This is a genomic window from Actinopolyspora biskrensis (assembly GCF_013408175.1).
GTDB classification, from domain to species: Bacteria; Actinomycetota; Actinomycetes; order Mycobacteriales; family Pseudonocardiaceae; genus Actinopolyspora; species Actinopolyspora biskrensis.
This window is the reverse complement of sequence record NZ_JACBYW010000003.1, coordinates 352,389-368,899: the sequence shown is the minus strand read 5'-3', so window position 1 is coordinate 368,899 and position 16,511 is coordinate 352,389. Positions and strand designations below refer to the sequence as shown.

At 71.4% G+C, this 16,511-nt stretch carries 14 protein-coding genes; 7 read left to right on the top strand and 7 right to left on the bottom strand.

Going from position 1 to position 16,511, the window contains the following annotated elements; all coding sequences use genetic code 11:
- Positions 1–116 precede the first annotated feature (116 nt).
- Entirely contained in the window at positions 117–2,147 is a 2,031-nt protein-coding gene (locus FHR84_RS10080) for a putative bifunctional diguanylate cyclase/phosphodiesterase (RefSeq protein ID WP_179535196.1), read from the top strand.
- A gap of 126 nt (positions 2,148–2,273) precedes the next feature.
- Here the strand turns inward: FHR84_RS10080 and FHR84_RS10075 are convergent, their stop codons facing one another.
- The gene (locus tag FHR84_RS10075) at positions 2,274–2,843 is read right to left on the bottom strand and encodes a TetR/AcrR family transcriptional regulator (RefSeq protein ID WP_218862624.1); all 570 of its coding nucleotides are present in this window, start codon (positions 2,841–2,843) and stop codon (positions 2,274–2,276) included.
- Positions 2,844–2,988: 145 nt separating this feature from the next.
- On the opposite strand from FHR84_RS10075, the gene FHR84_RS10070 reads away from it, so the two are divergent.
- Both FHR84_RS10070 and FHR84_RS10065 read left to right on the top strand, forming a co-directional pair.
- The gene (locus tag FHR84_RS10070; RefSeq protein ID WP_218862622.1) at positions 2,989–3,789 is read left to right on the top strand and encodes a crotonase/enoyl-CoA hydratase family protein; all 801 of its coding nucleotides are present in this window, start codon (positions 2,989–2,991) and stop codon (positions 3,787–3,789) included.
- Positions 3,790–4,346: 557 nt separating this feature from the next.
- On the top strand, positions 4,347–5,297 hold the full coding sequence (locus tag FHR84_RS10065) for a LysR family transcriptional regulator (protein WP_343075219.1): 951 nt from the start codon (positions 4,347–4,349) through the stop codon (positions 5,295–5,297).
- A 778-nt stretch (positions 5,298–6,075) separates the two neighbouring features.
- On the opposite strand, the gene FHR84_RS10060 is transcribed toward FHR84_RS10065, so the two are convergent.
- From FHR84_RS10060 to yczE, 4 genes are all read right to left on the bottom strand, one after another.
- Positions 6,076–6,309 carry a hypothetical protein gene (locus tag FHR84_RS10060; protein WP_179535195.1) on the bottom strand — a complete coding sequence of 78 codons (234 nt, stop codon included), beginning with the start codon at positions 6,307–6,309 and terminating at the stop codon, positions 6,076–6,078.
- 429 nt (positions 6,310–6,738) lie between these two features.
- The gene (locus FHR84_RS10055) at positions 6,739–7,767 is read right to left on the bottom strand and encodes a magnesium and cobalt transport protein CorA (RefSeq protein ID WP_179535194.1); all 1,029 of its coding nucleotides are present in this window, start codon (positions 7,765–7,767) and stop codon (positions 6,739–6,741) included.
- Between the two features lie 56 nt (positions 7,768–7,823).
- Positions 7,824–8,648 (bottom strand): hypothetical protein, encoded by an 825-nt coding sequence (locus FHR84_RS10050; protein ID WP_179535193.1) that lies wholly within the window; start codon positions 8,646–8,648, stop codon positions 7,824–7,826.
- 8 nt (positions 8,649–8,656) lie between these two features.
- Positions 8,657–9,298 (bottom strand): membrane protein YczE, encoded by a 642-nt coding sequence (gene yczE / locus FHR84_RS10045; RefSeq protein ID WP_179535192.1) that lies wholly within the window; start codon positions 9,296–9,298, stop codon positions 8,657–8,659.
- A 62-nt stretch (positions 9,299–9,360) separates the two neighbouring features.
- Between yczE and yczR the strand changes: the two genes are divergently transcribed.
- Positions 9,361–10,806 carry a MocR-like transcription factor YczR gene (gene yczR, locus FHR84_RS10040; protein WP_179535191.1) on the top strand — a complete coding sequence of 482 codons (1,446 nt, stop codon included), beginning with the start codon at positions 9,361–9,363 and terminating at the stop codon, positions 10,804–10,806.
- A 392-nt stretch (positions 10,807–11,198) separates the two neighbouring features.
- Here the strand turns inward: yczR and FHR84_RS10035 are convergent, their stop codons facing one another.
- On the bottom strand, positions 11,199–12,128 hold the full coding sequence (locus FHR84_RS10035; RefSeq protein WP_179535190.1) for a hypothetical protein: 930 nt from the start codon (positions 12,126–12,128) through the stop codon (positions 11,199–11,201).
- Positions 12,129–12,561: 433 nt separating this feature from the next.
- Here FHR84_RS10035 and FHR84_RS10030 point away from each other — a divergent pair, with 433 nt between their 5' ends.
- Positions 12,562–13,155: a sigma-70 family RNA polymerase sigma factor gene (locus FHR84_RS10030; RefSeq protein ID WP_179535189.1), complete on the top strand. Its 594-nt coding sequence runs from the start codon at positions 12,562–12,564 to the stop codon at positions 13,153–13,155.
- Entirely contained in the window at positions 13,152–13,637 is a 486-nt protein-coding gene (locus FHR84_RS10025; RefSeq protein WP_179535188.1) for a hypothetical protein, read from the top strand. The genes FHR84_RS10030 and FHR84_RS10025 overlap by 4 nt, the downstream gene beginning before the upstream one ends.
- Before the next feature lie 205 nt (positions 13,638–13,842).
- On the opposite strand, the gene FHR84_RS10020 is transcribed toward FHR84_RS10025, so the two are convergent.
- Positions 13,843–15,009 carry a pyridoxal phosphate-dependent aminotransferase gene (locus tag FHR84_RS10020; protein ID WP_179535187.1) on the bottom strand — a complete coding sequence of 389 codons (1,167 nt, stop codon included), beginning with the start codon at positions 15,007–15,009 and terminating at the stop codon, positions 13,843–13,845.
- 255 nt (positions 15,010–15,264) lie between these two features.
- On the opposite strand from FHR84_RS10020, the gene FHR84_RS10015 reads away from it, so the two are divergent.
- Positions 15,265–16,473 (top strand): DUF445 domain-containing protein, encoded by a 1,209-nt coding sequence (locus FHR84_RS10015; protein ID WP_179535412.1) that lies wholly within the window; start codon positions 15,265–15,267, stop codon positions 16,471–16,473.
- Positions 16,474–16,511: the final 38 nt, after the last annotated feature.

The window sequence follows — 16,511 nt, the reverse complement described above, 5'->3', positions numbered from 1 at the left end:
CCACCGCCGGGGACCACGGGAGCCGGAACTGCTGGTGATCATGTGAACACGGCGGGTTGCGGCTTTCATGGGGACGGGCGCGAACCCACGACCGCCACTGGACGTAGCGAGGGGCCATGACCGAGCCTGGCAGGCAGCACATCGAGATGCGCGAGCTCTCGCGGGAGAGGGCCGCGCTGCGGCAGCGCTCCGGGCAGGGCACCGTCTGCGTGTTCGCGCTCGACGCCGTCGGGCGGGTGCTCGACTGGAACCCGGACGCCCAGCGACTCGAGGGGTATGGCGCCGAGGAGATCCTCGGACGGCACTTCTCGATCTTCTACCCAGCGGAGCAAGTGGCCTCCGGATTCCCGGACCGGGAGCTGGCGCGGGCCGCCGAAGTCGGTGTGCACCTCGACGAGGGCTGGCGGATCCACAAGGACGGCAGCAGGTTCTGGGCCTACATCATCATCGCCGCCCAGCACTCCGAGCAGGGCGAACTGCAGGGCTTCATCAAGGTGGTGCGCGACGACACCGAGGTCCACGCTCGCCAGCAGCGCTCCTCCCGCCGCTTCTCCGACCTGCTGCAGCTGGCACCGGTGGGCGTGGGCTTCTTCGACTTCGACGAACGGCTGCAGGAGGCCAACGTCGAGCTGAGCAGGCTGCTCGGCTACCCGCGGTCCGCACTGCTCGACAAGCGCGGCGTGGACCTGCTGCACCCGCAGGATCGCGCCGAAGGGCTGACCACCGACCAGACCGGTTCGCGGACGCGCAGGCTGCTGCACCTCGACGGGCGGACCGTCACCTGCGAGGTGCGCTGGGCGACCAGCGAGCAGGACGACGGGAGCCGGTTTCGGTTGGTGACCTTCCAGGACATCACCGAACGCATCCGGCACACCCAGGACCTGGAGCACCAGCTCACCCACGACGGGCTGACCGGCCTGCTCAACCGGACCGGCATCGAAGAGCTGCTCACCGGCAGTACCGGCCGGTTCGGTGTGATCGTCTGCGACATCGACAACTTCAAGCGGATCAACGACTCCCTCGGCCACACCGCCGGGGACGAGGTGATCACGCTGATCGCCCAGCGCCTGCGTGACGCGGCCCTTCCGCAGGAGACGGTCGCCCGCCTGTACGGCGACGAGTTCTTCCTCGCCTGTCCCGGGACGGCGACTCCGCAGCACCTCCGCGAGCGTGCGCAGCAGATCGCCGACCTGCTGCGCACGACGGTGCCGGCCGGCGGGCACCCCGTCGGCGTCTCGGTCTCCGTCGGCGCGGCGACCGCCATCGACACCGAGCTCAGCGGGGAGGAGCTGCTGCGTTTCGCCGACGACGCGAGGTTCCACGCCAAGCACCTCGGCTCCGGCCGGGTGGTCGTCGCCGACACCGCACGGAGCACCACGCTGGCCAGGCAGGTGCAGCGCGAGACGCAGCTGGCCGAGGCGCTGCGCACCGACGGGCTGCGGCTGCACTACCAGCCCATCGTCGACAGCGCTCGCCACATCATCGCCGCCGAGGCGCTGGTGCGCTGGCCCCACCCGGAGCAGGGCATGCTGTCGCCGGGCGTCGTGCTCTCCACCGCCGCGGAGGGCAACCTGCTCGACGAGCTGGACCTGTGGGTGCTCCGCACCGCGCTGCGCGCGGCCGCCGACTGGCCCGTGATCATCGAGACCAACCTCAGCAGCAACATCGCCACCGAGTCCGGTCCGCTCGACGCCGTCGGCACCGTCATCACCGAGTCCGGCGTCGACGCCCGCAGGGTCGTCCTGGAGATCACCGAGACCGCGCTGGCGGAACTGTCCGAACCGGTCCTGGCGAGGATGGGGGCGCTCATCGAGCGCGGCGTGACCTTCGCCGTGGACGACTTCGGCACCGGCTACTCCACGCTGGCCCGTCTCAAGCACCTGCCTGCCGAGTACATCAAGCTGGACCGCCAGTTCGTCGCCGGTCTGGCCGCAGAGGAGGGCGACCGCGCCATAGCGCGCTCGACCATCGACATGGCCCATTCCACCGGCCGCCGCTGCATCGCCGAGGGAGTCGAGACCACCGCCCAGTACGAGCAGCTCGTCGACCTGGGGGCCGACGCCTTCCAGGGATGGTTGTTCTCCCGTCCGGTCCCCGCCGAGGACTTCGCCGAGCTGCTGGGCCGCGATCCGCTTCCGACGACCTGATCACCGGGTTCGCGCCTCGGGCTCGGCGCACCGCCGCGAGTCGGCCGCGCGGTGCTCGGGCGACGCCGCGGACGGAGCCGCGACCGGCCGCCCGGCGCGCGTGCCGGACGTCGGCCGGGCGCCTCGTCACGTCGACGGTGCTTCCAGCAGCGGGGTGATCTCGGTGCGGACGTCGTCGAGAGGCCCGTCGTCGCGATGGGCGCGGCAGAGGACGATCGCGCCCTCGACGGCGGCGACGGCCACGGTGGCCAGCCGCTGGGCGCGGTCCGGGGGCGTGCCGTTCTCCGCGAGCAGCGTGGACAGGTTGTCCTGCCAGCGGGTGAAGATCTCGCGCACCAGCTCGGCCGCGTCGGGGTTGTCCCGCTGTCCGGAGAGGGCGAGCGCGGCGATCGGACAGCCGGCCAGGTGATCGGTGGTGGCGAGCGCGCGCTTCCAGAACTCCACGAGGCGGTCCAGTGCCGCCAGGGGATCGTTGTCGACACCGGCCTCGTGGACCATCGCGGCGATGTAGTCGCCTGCCTGCCGCGCCGCGGCGAGGACCAGCTCGCTCCTGCCGCCGGGGAAGTGGTGGTACACCGACCCGCGCGGCGTTCCGCTGTGCGCGAGCACCGCGTCGATGGTGACTCCGGCGGCGCCGCGTTCCCGCAGCAGCACGACCGCGCTGTCGAGCATCCGCTGTTTCGTGCTTCCCGGCATGTTCGGCCGCTCCCTCCGCCTGTTCGTCCTGCTGCCCCTCCCGGCGCGGGGTATTGACTCGGGAGTATGTCAGATTACATAGTTACTATCGAGTAGGACTTGGAGCGGTTCCCGCGAAGCTCGGGCCGCGTCAGAAGGAGGCACTGTGGGCGAGCACGAGGACGAGACCGCTGTGACGGTCGAGCTGCACGGGAACGTGTTGATGATGGGGCTGAACCGCCCGGCCAAGCGCAACGCGTTCGACCGGTCCGTGCTCGACGCGCTGGCCGAGGCGTACACGCGGCTGGAGGACGATCCGCAGGCGTGGGTGGGGGTGCTGTTCGCTCACGGGGAGCACTTCACCGGAGGGTTGGACCTGGCCCAGTTCGCGGAGCGGATCGGTGCGGGGGAGTCGCGCCACGACTCCGAGGACGCGATCGACCCGTGGGGACTGATCGGGCGGGAGCGGTCGAAACCGATCGTGGCCGCGGCCCAGGGCTGGTGTCTGACACTGGGGATCGAGCTGTTGCTGGCCGCCGACATCCGGATCGCCGCCGAGGGCGTCCGGTTCTCCCAGATGGAGGTCAAGCGGGGCATCTACCCGTTCGGCGGGGCGACGATCCGGTTCCCCCGCGAGGCCGGCTGGGGCAACGCGATGCGCTGGCTGCTCACCGGTGACGAGTTCGACGCCGCCGAAGCGCTGCGGCTCGGCCTGGTGCAGGAGGTCGTCGACCCCGGCACCCAGGTGGACCGGGCGGTGGAGCTGGCCGAGCGAATCGCCGCTCAAGCCGCTCCCCTGGGGGTGCGCGCCACCCTGGCCTCGGCTCACCGCGCCCTGACCGAGGGGCACCGGGCCGCGGCCGACCGGCTCGTGCCCGATGTGGGCGCGCTGCTGTCCAGCGAGGACGCTGCCGAGGGGGTCAACTCGTTCGTCGAGCGCCGCCCGGCCCGCTTCACCGGCCGGTAGTCGTCGCGGCAGGGCCGAAGGCGGCCGAAGGCGGCCGAAGGGGGCCCGGCATCAACTTCCGCTGTGCGGAACGGCTCGGTGAGACCCGAGACCGCTGTCCCCGGTCAGGCAGCGGCGCACACCGCCCACGCCGGGAACAGCGACGGTGGGCGGGCGGCGAGCAGGAAACCGGTCGGCACCGGGCCGGGGAGATCCCCACGTCGAAGCCGAGCATGTGGACGCTGCAGACGTGGGTGAACTCCTCCCACGGGACCGTCCGCGCGATCGGACCGGCCGCCGCCGGTAGGTCCACTGCGGACGGAAGACCGGTGGCCGGGGCGAGCGGGCGGAGCGCGTGCGCGCTGTGGACGAACCATTCGTGTCCGTGGCGGTGGATTCGGAGTCGCGCTCTTGTCCCACCGGCGTGCGGCGGTCGGCTCGGCGGGGCGGCCACTTCGCGCGGCGTTCGTGCGCCGTGCTGATCACCGTGTTTCCGGTACTTCACCCGGCGGCCGCGGTCGAAGTAGTACAAGTGTAGATGCCTATGCAGCCGTGTAGGTGAGCTATACGATGTGCGTGTGCTGGACACACGACGCATGCAACTGCTCCGAGCCGTGATCAACAGCGGTTCCGTGACGGTGGCAGCGACGAACCTGGGCTACACCCCGTCGGCGATCAGTCAGCAGCTCGCGACTCTGGAGCGGGAGGCCGGAGTGCCGCTGCTGGAGAAGGTCGGCCGCGGCATCCGCGCGACCCAGGCGGGTGCGATGGTCGCCGAGCGGGCGGGAGCGATCTCCAAGATCCTCAGCGACACCACGGCCGAACTCGCCGGCTTCCGGGACGGCTACGTCGGCCGGGTCCGGATTCGGTGGTCCGACAGCATCGGCGCCTCCCTCGTTCCGCACGCGGTGACCGCGTACCGCGGCAGGAGCCCCGATGTTCGTATCGAGCCCTGCCTCAGCGACGACTCCCTCCGGGAGGTGATGGACGCGCAGGCGGACATCGCCCTGGTGTCCGTGCCGTCGGAGGTGCCGCGCCCCTCCGGGGTGCGCATGATCCACCTCCTCGACGACCCGTTCCGCGCGGTGCTGCCGGTCGATCACCCGCTCGCGGAGCAGGACGCGATCGACCTCGCCCAACTCGCCGACGAACCGTGGGTGGAGAACGCGAGCGGCTCCACACCGGACACCTGCACCGAACTCCTGCGCCAGGCGTGCGCCTCGGCCGGGTTCACCCCGAGCGTCGCCATCCGCGCCGACGACTTCCTGACCGCGCAGAGCTTCGTCGCAGCCGGTCTCGGGATCCGGCTGGCTCCCGAGCTCGGGCTGCGCGTCGGAGCCGCCACGAACGTCGTCGCACGGCCCGTGCGCCGGCCCGAACCGACGGTCAGCACGTACCTGGCTGTCCGCGACTCCGTCGCGACGCAGACGGTCGTCACCGACATGATCGACGAGATCCACACCGCCGCCGCCGAGCTCACGCACTCGGTCCGGCCCGACGCGACGACCGCGAGCGCCGGCCTCCGCTGAACTCGGCGGGCGGGCAGAAAGCACCGGTCACTGCCGCGAGCCTGCCACCGAGCGTCCGAGGAAGACGACGTCCCGGGCCGCACCGTCCAGTTCGGCCACGCCCGGGAGCCGTCCCACTCCAGGAAACCCCGGGACCGGAAGAGCCGGATGCTCGGCTCGTCGGAGGCGAGGATCGTGGCGGCCGGGTTCCGCGCCCCGGCTTCGGGGCGTGCGCGACCGCATCGCCCAGCAGCCGGTCGTCCTGTCCACGTCCACGGTGCCCGGGGTGGAGGTGCGCGGCGATGTCGGCGGTCACGTCGTATCCTGGCCTGCCGTTGAGGAAGTCGTCGAAGGACGGGTACCCGGTCACCGTTCGCGGCGCGCCCGGTTCGTAACCCACCCGAACCGGGCGGCGTTCCGGCGTCGAAGCGGCGAACCACGCCTCCCGGGAGGCGATGCCTGCCGGTTCCGTGTCACAGGTGGCGCTCCTGCCCGGAACGGCCGAGTCGCAGGTCTCGACGCTCGCGGCCAGGTCCTCGTTCGTGGCGGGACGATGACTGCAGACCAACGACTTCCCCGCGGCGGTCCGGTGAGTCCCGTCGAGGCCGCTGTCCTGACGCTCCGTGAGCGCAGTGGACGGTCGCGGTGCCACGCGGACATCGCTGCCGCACCGCGAGCGCGGGGCCGAGGTCCGCGCGGACGGCGTGCCGGCCGCGCGCCGACCCCCGGAGCGGGGCCGAAGGAGGCGGAGGAACCGCGGGACGTCTCCCGCGCCGGAGCGGGTCCTGCGGAAGCCCGATCAGGGGAGTTCGCTCTGCTGGGCCGAGCGGGAGTTCGCGTACTTGTAGATCCACATGCCGCGTCCCCGGTGGTGGTGTCGCTCGTACCAGGCGACTCTCTCGTTCTCCCCCGAGCCGCGGGGGGCGGGAACAGGCAGGGGGGACAGTGGCTCTCCCTCGGCGCTCACGGGAAGTGTGATCTCGCGGCCGTCCTCCGGGCCGCCGAACAGCTCGATCCGCGCGTGCATGTTCATGGTGGGCCTCCGCTTGTGAAAAACCTCCGGCTTTCCTTACAGAACTGACGATTCAGGGGCCTGTGCAGTTCCGGTTCTTCACTCGATCGAATGAATTCCGGGGGTTCGGTATCGGTCGGGACCGCGCTCGCCGGGTCCGTTCGCCCGCCGAGCGGGCGAGGCTTCCGTTCCCCTGTTCCGGGCTGTGGTTCGGAGGATGGCACGTGTCACGGAAGCGCACTCGGCGAATCCGGGTGACGGCCGCGTTGCTCAGCCGGACAGGTGACGACCAGGGAAAAGGTGCGCCCCCGCTCTCAACCGGCCTGGGGGTCACCGGGAGTGCGGGGGCGCCAAGTCCACCCCTGGGGGTCAGGTGGACGTGCCTCAGTCTACTAGGTAGGACCGCAAATGTCTCTAGGGGAAGAGATCTTTTTTGATCAATCTCGACGATCACAGCCAGTCGCGACCACGAAACACGAAGTACAGGGTCACCGCCACGAACAACATCAGCACCAACGCCATCGGGTAGCCGAACGGCCAGTTCAGCTCGGGCATGCGGGTGAAGTTCATCCCGTAGACGGTGCCCACCAGCGTGGGGGTGAACAGGATGGCGGCCCAGGAGGAGATCCGCTTCATGTCCTCGTTCTGCCGCAGGCTGGTCTCGGTGAGCCTGGTGGCCTGCTCGTTCTGCCGCTGGGAGTGCAGCGTCGAGTTGACCGTGAGGACGTTGGCGAGCAGCTGTCGGTGCGACTCCACCCGCTCGACGACGTCGGCGGCGTGATCGCGGACGTCGCGCAGGTGCCGACTGAGCTCGACCCCGTTCCGAAGCTCCGCGAAGGTGCTGCTCATCCCGTCCAGCACGTCCATGAGCGGTCCGGTCGCCCGCTGGAACTCGATCACTTCCCTGGAGAGGCGGTATATCCGCTTGGACACGGCCGGTTCGCCGCCGAACACCTCGTCCTCGATCTCGTCCAGGTCGTTCTGCACCCCCCGTTCCACGGGCAGGTAGTCGTCCACCACGCGGTCGACGAGCGCGTACAGCACCGCGGCGGGGCCGCGGGCCAGCAGGTGCGGCTGCTGCTCGAGCAGGTGGGCCACGCCCTCGATGTCGGGACCTTCGCTCCGGCGGGAGGTGATGACGAAGTCCGAGCCGATGAAGGCGTGCAGCTCCCCGATCACCACGTTCTCGGTGCTCTCCCGGTACTCTGCCGGGCGCAGCACCAGGAACGACGTCTCCCCGTAGCGATCCAGCTTCGGACGCTGGTGGGCCACCGCCGCGTCCTCCAGCGCGAGGTGGTGCAGGTCGAACTCCCTGCCCAGCTCCTCCAGCTCGGAGTGCTCCGGCTCGAACAGATCGATCCAACCGAAGCTGTCGGCGGCCGACTCGGAGTCGCGCAGCCGACTCAGCGTCTCCTCCAGGGTGCGGTAGTCCTCCTGCCGTCTGCCGTCCGCGTAGACGGTGCCGTGGATCAGCGCCATGTGACGCAACCTCCGGTGCGTGCCCCCTGGGGGCGGGCGGTTCGGAGCGGGGGAGGCTACTCGTGGTGTTCGAAGTCGACCACGACCAGCGCCTGGTCGTCGTGCTTTTTGGGGCGCGGCCAGCGCGAGCCGTCCGGGTCGGACTCCTCGGCCGCGCGTACCCGGTCCAGCACGGCCTGCGGCCCCCGCTCGCGCGCGTGGCTCAACAGAGCGGGCCAGTCGGGGTAGCTGTCGTACTGCTCGACCCCGCAGGAGACCCCGTCACTGGCAAGCAGCGCGGCCTCGACCCGGGACCGGGGCCAGCTCCGCACGACGGCCCGGTGCGCGGCGACGGGGGCGGCCTCGGCCACCCAGAAGCCGCCCTCGACGTTGCGCCACCTGCTCGTCTCGTCCACCGCCTCGCGCAGGTTCCGCCCGTGGAGCTCGTCGAAGCCGCCGCCCGCACGGAGCCGCTGCCGGTACCCTCCGCCGTTCGGGACGCTCAACTCGGCCAGCCTGTCGTCGCTGGCCACCTCGGCCCCCGAATCGGTGAACACCACGGCCGGGCTGTCGGCGAGCACCAGCGCCTCCACCGAGCTCGCGTTCCAACGCAGGATCGAGACCGTGCTGGAGGGAGCGCTTCCGGGACGCAGCCCGTGGGCGGTCGCGGTTTCGGAGATCGCCGTCGCGAGCGACTCGGTGAGCTCGGCTCCCTCCGCTTCCAACCTGGGGCGCAGCTTCCCGGCGAGCTCGGCCGCGTACCAGCCGCCGGTGTACTCGGTGGGGCGTAACGAGGTCGCGCCGTCCAGCACGGCTACCGCGTTCCGCAGCACCAGCACCACGTCCTCGCTCGTCCCGCCGGGGCCTGTCCCCGCTCGTTCGGCCGTCCGCACAGTGGTCATGTGCCGGATTATCCGGCTCGTGCGGTGCTCACCGCCACAACGGGCATCGCGAGCTGGACCAACGGCCCGATGGCCAGCGCGTAGCAGGCCGTGCCCACGCCGACCGTCCCGCCGAGCAGCCAGCCCGTCACCAGCACCGCGACCTCGATGCCCGTGCGGACCGCGCGCAGCGACAGCCCCGTCCGATCGTGCAGGCCGGTCATCAGACCGTCCCTGGGACCGGGACCGAACCTGCTGCCCACGTAGGTCGCGGTGGCGACTCCGTTGCACAGCACACCGCCTACCAGCAACAGCACCCCGACGAGCGGGGATTCCACCGCCGGAAGCAGCCGCAGCGCCGCATCCACCGACAGGGCGACGACCACGACGTTGGCCACCGTCCCGAGGCCGGGGCGCTGCCGCAGCGGAACCCACAGCAGCAGCACGATCGCACCGGTCAGGGCCGTGACCACGCCGAATCCCGTGCCCGCGCTCTCGGCCAGTCCCTCGTGCAGCACGTCCCACGGCGCGAGTCCCAGGCCGGAGCGGACCATCATCGCCATGCTCGTCCCGTACAGGACCAGCCCGGCGAGGAGCCGCACGAGCCTGGAAGCCGGCCGGTCCCGCACGGGCAGCGTGGTGAGGTCCACACGCGGTGCTTCTTTCGTCATGTGGTCCTTGATATGCCTCCGGGGGCTTTTCAGGACAGGGCCAATGTCCGGAAAGTGGTCCCATGGTGTTCTCCGTGGACGGAACGATAGGGGCCAATGCCGTCGTCCGGTTGCTGGGCGACTGGACCGGCGGACGACGTCCCCGCGCCGACGTGTTGCGCGACGCGTTGCGCGGGCTGGTGCTCGAGGGGCAGCTGCCGCCGGGAACGCGATTGCCCTCCGAACGAGCGTTCGCGGGCGGGCTCGGGGTGAGCCGCAACCTCGTGACGAGCGCTCTCGACGAGCTCCGCGAGCTCGGATTCGTCGAGAGCAGACGCGGCGCGGGGTCCTGGACGAGTCTGCCGCCCGGCGACGGCGGCAGCGCCGGAGCCGGTGGGTGGTATCCGCCGGGACGGGAGGACGTCGTCAACTTCGCCCAGGGAACGCCGGAGGCGCTGCCCGAGGTGTTCGAAGCGGTCTCCCGGGCCCATCGGCGTTTGACCCCCGCTGTGGCCGGGCACGGGTACCACCCGCAGGGAACGGGGGAACTGCGGGAGCGCATCGCGGAACGCTTCGAGGCCCGTGGCCTCGCCACCACACCGGACCAGGTGATGATCACGAACGGGGCTCAGCACGCCTTCGCGCTGGTACTGCGCGCCCTGGTCGCGCCGGGACAGCGCGTGCTGGTCGAACAACCCACCTACCCGAACTCCCTGGAGGCCATACGGGGAACGCACGCGCGCCCCGTGGCCGTGCCCATGGTGGACGGATACTGGGACCTCGACCTGCTGGAGGCCACCCTGGCCCAGGGGTCGCCCCGCCTCGCCTACTTGATTCCCGATTTCCAGAACCCCACCGGCGCCCGGATGTCGGAGCGGGACCGCGAGCGGCTCGGCTCCGCGCTGAAGCGGCACCGCACCACGGCCGTGGTGGACGAGACGATGGTGGAACTCGACCTGTCCACCGGGCCCGCACCACCTCCCCAGGCAGCGTTCGCCGAGTCCGAAGTGGTGACCGTGGGTTCGGCGAGCAAGGTGTTCTGGGGAGGCCTGCGGCTGGGGTGGATCCGCGCCCCCAGGGACTTCGTCCGGAGGCTGGTCGTGGGGCGTGCCGCTGTCGATCTGGGCAGCCCGGCGCTGGAGCAGCTGGTGTTGAGCGAACTGCTGGAGCACTCCGCCGAGTCGTTGCCGCGCAGGCGGGAACAGCTCCGCCACGGCCGGGACCGTCTGGTCGCCGCGCTGGGCGAGTGGTGCCCGGAGTGGACCTACAGGGTTCCGGAGGGCGGGCTGTCGCTGTGGTGCGACACGGGGGGCCACTACGGCAGCCGGTTGGTGGCGGCGGCCGAACGGCACGGGGTGCGGCTGGCCTCGTCCTCGAGATTCTCCGTGGAGGGGGATCTGGACAGTCGTCTCCGACTGCCCTACACACTGCCCGCCGAGGTCCTGGAGGACGCGGTCGGCAGGCTGGCGCGGGCCGCTGCGGAGTTGTCCCCCGAAACGGAGGGCGTCGGCGCCCAACTGGTCACCTGATCGAAGTTCTTCGTCCGGGAAGGCGGGGTCCACCGGTGCGGAACTCCCCACCGTCACCCGGGAAGGGCGACGGGCGCGGAACGCGCGGGCCGGGAATGCGGGCGGCCACCCGCCGGCACGGCCCCTCGACGTGCCGGTGGGTGGCCGCGGACCCCGGTGCCGCAGGGGCAATTACGACACCGGGGCGGGGCACCGTCCGTTCTCGTGACGAGTCGGTCGCCGTTGGGACGGGGCCCCGGCCGGTCCGAGTGGGCGCGGACATTCGGACCGGAAGTGGGAAGAGCTCGACTCTCGGGTGGCTCGTGGTCGTTCTCGGTCCCTCGTCCGGGACGACCGACCGTTCGAGCGGCGCCGGGACGCGGCGCCCTGGTTCGCGGGTTCGTGCCCGCCGATCAGTCCGGTGCGGTTACCGGTACGGCCGCCTTGATGCCGGAGCGGAGCCCTTCGTGCTCCTGCTCGCCCCGTGCTCCGGTGACGGTCGGCAGCCTCAGCGGCTCCGGGTGGAGCGCGTGCACGTCCCGCGGGCCGCTTCCCGCGTTCGGCTGGCCGACCTGCGCGGTGGAGGGAGCCTTGACCGGGGCGGGCAGCGGTGTCCGCCGGGGCTGCTCGGGGTTCTGCCCCGCTCTCCCCTCCGGGGTGAGCGTTTCGGGGGAACCGGTGGTTCCCGGATCGGCCTCGCCGGCCCGTTCGGTCTCCGTCGCGGGGAAGGCGGCACCGCTGTTCCGCGGGAGCTCGTGGCGGGCGGCGGAATCCGCGCCTGCCCGTGGTTCGTCGGCGTGGGTCCGGGGTGCCGTGCTCTCCGCACCGCGAGCTTCCCGCCGAGGAGAGCTCGGCGCGGACGCCCCCGCGTTCGCGGGGGACGCTGCTCCGGCAGCCTCCTGACCGGCTCGTCCTCGATCAGGGCGGAGTTCCCGCTGGGTGTCCCCGGCCTCCGGTCGTGACCCGCCGCCGGCCTCCTCGATGCTCTCGGACACCAGTTCGGCCGTGTCCGGGGGATCGGGAGGTTCCACGAGCGGCTCGACGTCGACCGTGATGGTCTCCGGTGCTGTCTCGTCGGACGTTTCGGCGATCCGTTCGGCGACTTCCTGGGCCGTGTCGGCTGAGCGGACCGAGATCGGCTCCACCAGGGGGTTCGGCCCCGTCCTCTCCGCCTGCGGACCTGTCCGCTCCGCTCCGGGGAATGCGGCCGCGGCGTTCGCCCTGTCCGCGTTCCACCACTGCGCTGCCAGCCAGAACGCGATCATCATCCCGAGCAGCAGCGCCACGCGAAACACCAGAGCGGTCGCGGACACGTGGCCGCGACCGTCCGGGAATCGCGTCATGCAGATCACCGCCCGCGCCCGTTACCAGCCGTCCGGCCATCATCCTGCCGTGTGTCGGCGGTGTTGGCATCCGTAGAAGTCCCCTGTCACTCGGTTAGGCGGTATCGAGCGGCTCCGGCCGGAGCCGCTCGGAGGGTCCGCGGAGCGGTTGGCGCGGGGTGGGGAAGCGTGTTCGCCGCTTTCCCGGCGAGCGGCCGACCGGGCGGGTGCTCGTCCGCCCGCGCGGGCACTTGAGCAGAACGATGTTCCTCGTCCGCCCGCTGCGTAGAACTACTCGAACAGGTGGCCCGTTCAGGGGTTCGTCCGCGAACGGTGAATCCGCGCGGCGTCCGCACGGCTCTTACAGCACGAGCCCGAAAGAGCACGCCGGTCCACGGCGGACCGTCCGTGAGGCCTTCGGGACAAGCAGCTATAGCACGGGAAGGTGTGAGCAGTGACGGAGCAGGGACAGTTCTGCGGGACGGCCGTGTTGTTGCGGCGTGTGGCGTTCGGGGACGAACGGGCCTGGCGTGACCTGGTGGACCGCAACGGTGATGTCGTCTGGGGAGCGGTGCGGGCGTACTCCGCGACCCGTGCTGACGCGGAGGACGCCTGGCAGGCCACCTGGTTGTCATTGGCCGAGAACCTGCACCGCCTCAGGGACGCCGAGGCGCTTTCCGGCTGGTTGGTCACCACGGCGCGGCGCGAATCCCTGCGCCTGGCGCGAACCAGGCGCAGGGAGTCCCCGGCGGGAGTGGACGGCGTGCTGGCCGAGATCGTGGACGACAGCGGCGACCCCGAGGGCGACGCGCTGCGTTCGGTGCTCACGACGCGGCTCGCACAGGCTTTCTCCCAGCTGTCCGGCCGCTGCCAGCAGCTGCTGCGGGTGATGGCCGTGGCCCCGGAAGCCAGCTACGAGCAGATCAGCGCCGCGCTGGGAATGGCGCGCGGTTCGATCGGTCCGAAGAAGCAGCGCTGCCTGCGCGCGCTGCGCGAGCGGATGAGCGATCAGGGCAGCACCGAGGCCCTGGAGGTGACGGCCGGATGAGCGCGGCACCACCCCCTGAACTGAACTTGCTGGGAGAGCTCTTCCTCGCCGGCGATCCCGCTCCGCGGCGAGCGTTCGCCGGGGCCTACCGGGCCGTCGAGAAGGTCCTCGGAAGGCGGGCACCGGACGCGCGTCTCGTCCCGCTCAGTGACACCGCGGACCGCGCGGAGCTCGTTCCCGGCCTCGAAGAGCGCGCGGGCGGTCCGCGCGTGCTGACCTTCGGAGCCCCGGGGCGGGTGGTCGAACTGGAACTGGTCACGACCGCCCCCGGCCTCCTCCGCGCCGGAGGGGTGGTGCTCAGCAGAACCGGCCAGTCGCTCGCGGGCGGTGTGCTGAGCGTTCGGCACGGAGCGGGGGAGAGCCACGACGTGCTGGACGACTGCGGCGGGTTCCTGGTGCGCGGGATAGCAGCCGGTCCGGTGCGCGTGCTCCTCCGCTCGCGGTGGGGCTCCAGCGCCGCCACCGACTGGTTCGCCTGCTGAACCGGCGGGCCGGGCGGCCACGCGAAAGCCCTCGCGGGAGGGACTCCGCCGTGGCCGCCCGGCCCGGGGAGCACCAGGGGTCCGCACGGGGTCAGGCGAGCGCTCGACCGGTCGGGCCGGTCGCCGGTCGAGCGGCGCGGCGGCTCGTGACCCGCGCCTGCCCGGCGGCGCCGCACGACCACCAACGCAGACCGAGCCGCCCCTCCTATCCGAGCTCGAGCAACCGCTCGACCGCCTCGTCGATCACCTCGTCCCGCTTGCAGAACGCGAAGCGCGCCAGGTGGCGCATCGGCTCGGGGTCGTCGCAGAGCACCTGGGGCGGGATCGCCGCGACCCCGATCCGTTCGGGCAGCGCGCGGCAGAACTCGGCCCCGTCGGAATAACCGAGCGGGCGCACGTCGGCACACACGAAGTAGGTCCCCTCCGAGGGCAGCACGTCGAACCCGGCCCGGCGCAATCCGCTCGTCAACCGGTCCCGCTTCCGCTGCAGCCCGGAGCGCAGCTCTTCGAGCCAGGGCCGTTCCTCGTTCAGCGCGTGCGCCACGGCGGGCTGGAAGGGAGCTCCCCCGACGAAGGTCGTGAACTGCTTCGCCGCCCGCACTGCGGAAACGAGTTCGGCCGGGCCGCACACCCAGCCGATCTTCCAGCCGGTGACGCTGAAGCTCTTGCCCGCGCTCGAGATCGACAGGGTGCGTTCGGCCATGCCGGGCAGCGTCGCGAGCGGGGTGTGCGCCCTGCCGTCGAACAGCAGGTGCTCGTAGACCTCGTCGGTGATGGCGAGCAGGTCGTTCTCGCGGCAGATCTCGGCGATCGCCGCCAGCTCGTCCGCGGTGAACACGGTCCCCGTGGGATTGTGCGGCGAGTTCAGCACCACCGCTCTGGTGCGCGGCCCCACGGCGGCGCGCAGGGCCGCCGTGTCGAGCCGGAACCGTCCCCGCTCGGCGCGCAGGGGGACCGACCGGTGCGCCCCACCCGCCATCGCCACCGCGACCGGGTAGGCGTCGTAGTAGGGCTCGATCAGTACTACTTCTTCGTCCGGCTCGACCAGCGCCAGCATCGAGGCGCTGATCGCCTCGGTCGCCCCGACGGTGACCAGGATCTCGCTGCCGGGATCGTGCTCGATCCCGTAGTCCGCGCGGCGTTGGGCGCCGATGGCGGCGCGCAACTCGGGCTCGCCCGCTCCGGGCGGGTACTGGTTCACCCCTTCGCCGATGGCGTGCTCCGCACGCCGCAGCATCCCCGGGGGCCCGTCCGTGTCGGGGAAGCCCTGCCCCAGATTGACGGAGCCGGTGCTCCGGGCGAGCTCGGTGATCTCGGCGAAGATCGTCGAAGTGAACGGGCGTAGTCGTCGGGTCAGGGCTGGAGTACGCACGCGGTGAACCTTATGCGGCCGCTCCGCGGTTGCATAGTAGGGCTTCGCGGCTCGTGACGGAGCTTCGCGTGGCTGGTCGGCCGGCCGTCACGTGAGTCGGCGCCTTGCTGCTCTGGAGGGCACGTCGAGTAGCGGCCTCCCACGTTGCGGGAGCGGGTGCGGCCGGGCTCCGCGCTCGGGGCGCGCTGTCAGAATCGTGGGGTGTCGCAAGCGTCGTCGGCAGCCGAACTCGTCCGCGAGCGTTCCCTGCGCCGGATGAAATCGCTGGCCACCGGGTTGTTCCTGCTGGCAGCGTTGATCTACGTGCTCACCAGCTGGTGGCAGGCCGGTGCGGCTCCGGTGTGGGTCGGTTACGTGAACGCCGCCGCCGAGGCGGGCATGGTCGGAGCGCTCGCCGACTGGTTCGCGGTGACCGCGTTGTTCCGCAGGCCGCTGGGGCTTCCGATCCCGCACACGGCGATCATCCCCACGCGCAAGAACGCCCTCGGGCGGAACCTCGGTGACTTCGTGGGCGGCAACTTCCTGTCCGAGCAGGTGGTGGTCGACAAGCTGGACCGCGCCGGGATCGCCCGCAGGGCGGGCGAGTGGCTGGCGGACCGGGACAACGCGGAGCGGGCCACCACCGAGCTCGCGGCAGCGGCGCGCGGTGCCGTTCAGGTGCTTCGGGACGAGGACGTGCGTCAGGTGCTGGAGCAGGCCGTGCTGCGGAAGGTCGTGGACCAGCCCTGGGGGCCTCCGCTGGGGCGGATCCTCGGGCGGGTCTTCGAGGACGGCTCGCACCGGGGGCTGGTCGATCTGGTGTGCGATCGCGCCTACGAGTGGGTCCGGGACAACTACGAGACGGTTTCGCGCGTGGTCAACCAGCGCTCCCCCTCCTGGTCACCGCGTTTCTTCGATTCGATGGTGGCGGACAGGGTCTACAGCGAGGTGCTGGCCTTCGCCTGGGCGGTCAAGACCGACCCCGAGCACCGGATGCGTGCCGCGGTCGACCGTTTCCTGATCGAGTTCGCGACCGATCTGCGCGAGGACCCGGTGACCATGGCCAGGGCGGACCGGATCAAGCACCAGATCCTGGAGCACCCCGAGGTCCGGAACCTGCTGGGGTCCGCGTGGACCACGGCCAAGCGGATGTTCCTCGAGGCGGCGGAGGACCCGGACAGTGAGCTGCGTACGCGGGTCCGGGAAGGGCTGCGCTCCTTCGGGGGGCGCCTCGCGGCCGAGCCTGAGCTGCGGGAGAAGGTGGACGGCTGGCTGCGCGAGGCGGCCCGCTACGTGGTCACGCACTACCGCTCGGAGCTGACCACGCTGATCACCGACACCGTCGAGCGGTGGGACGCCTCCGAGGCGTCCGACAAGATCGAACTCCACGTGGGACGTGACCTGCAGTTCATCAGGATCAACGGGACGGTCGTCGGCGCGTTGGCCGGTTTGGCCATTCACACTGCGACGCACCTGCTGTCGTGAACGGCCGAGCGGCCGTCCGCGCCGACGCTCTCCGCCAC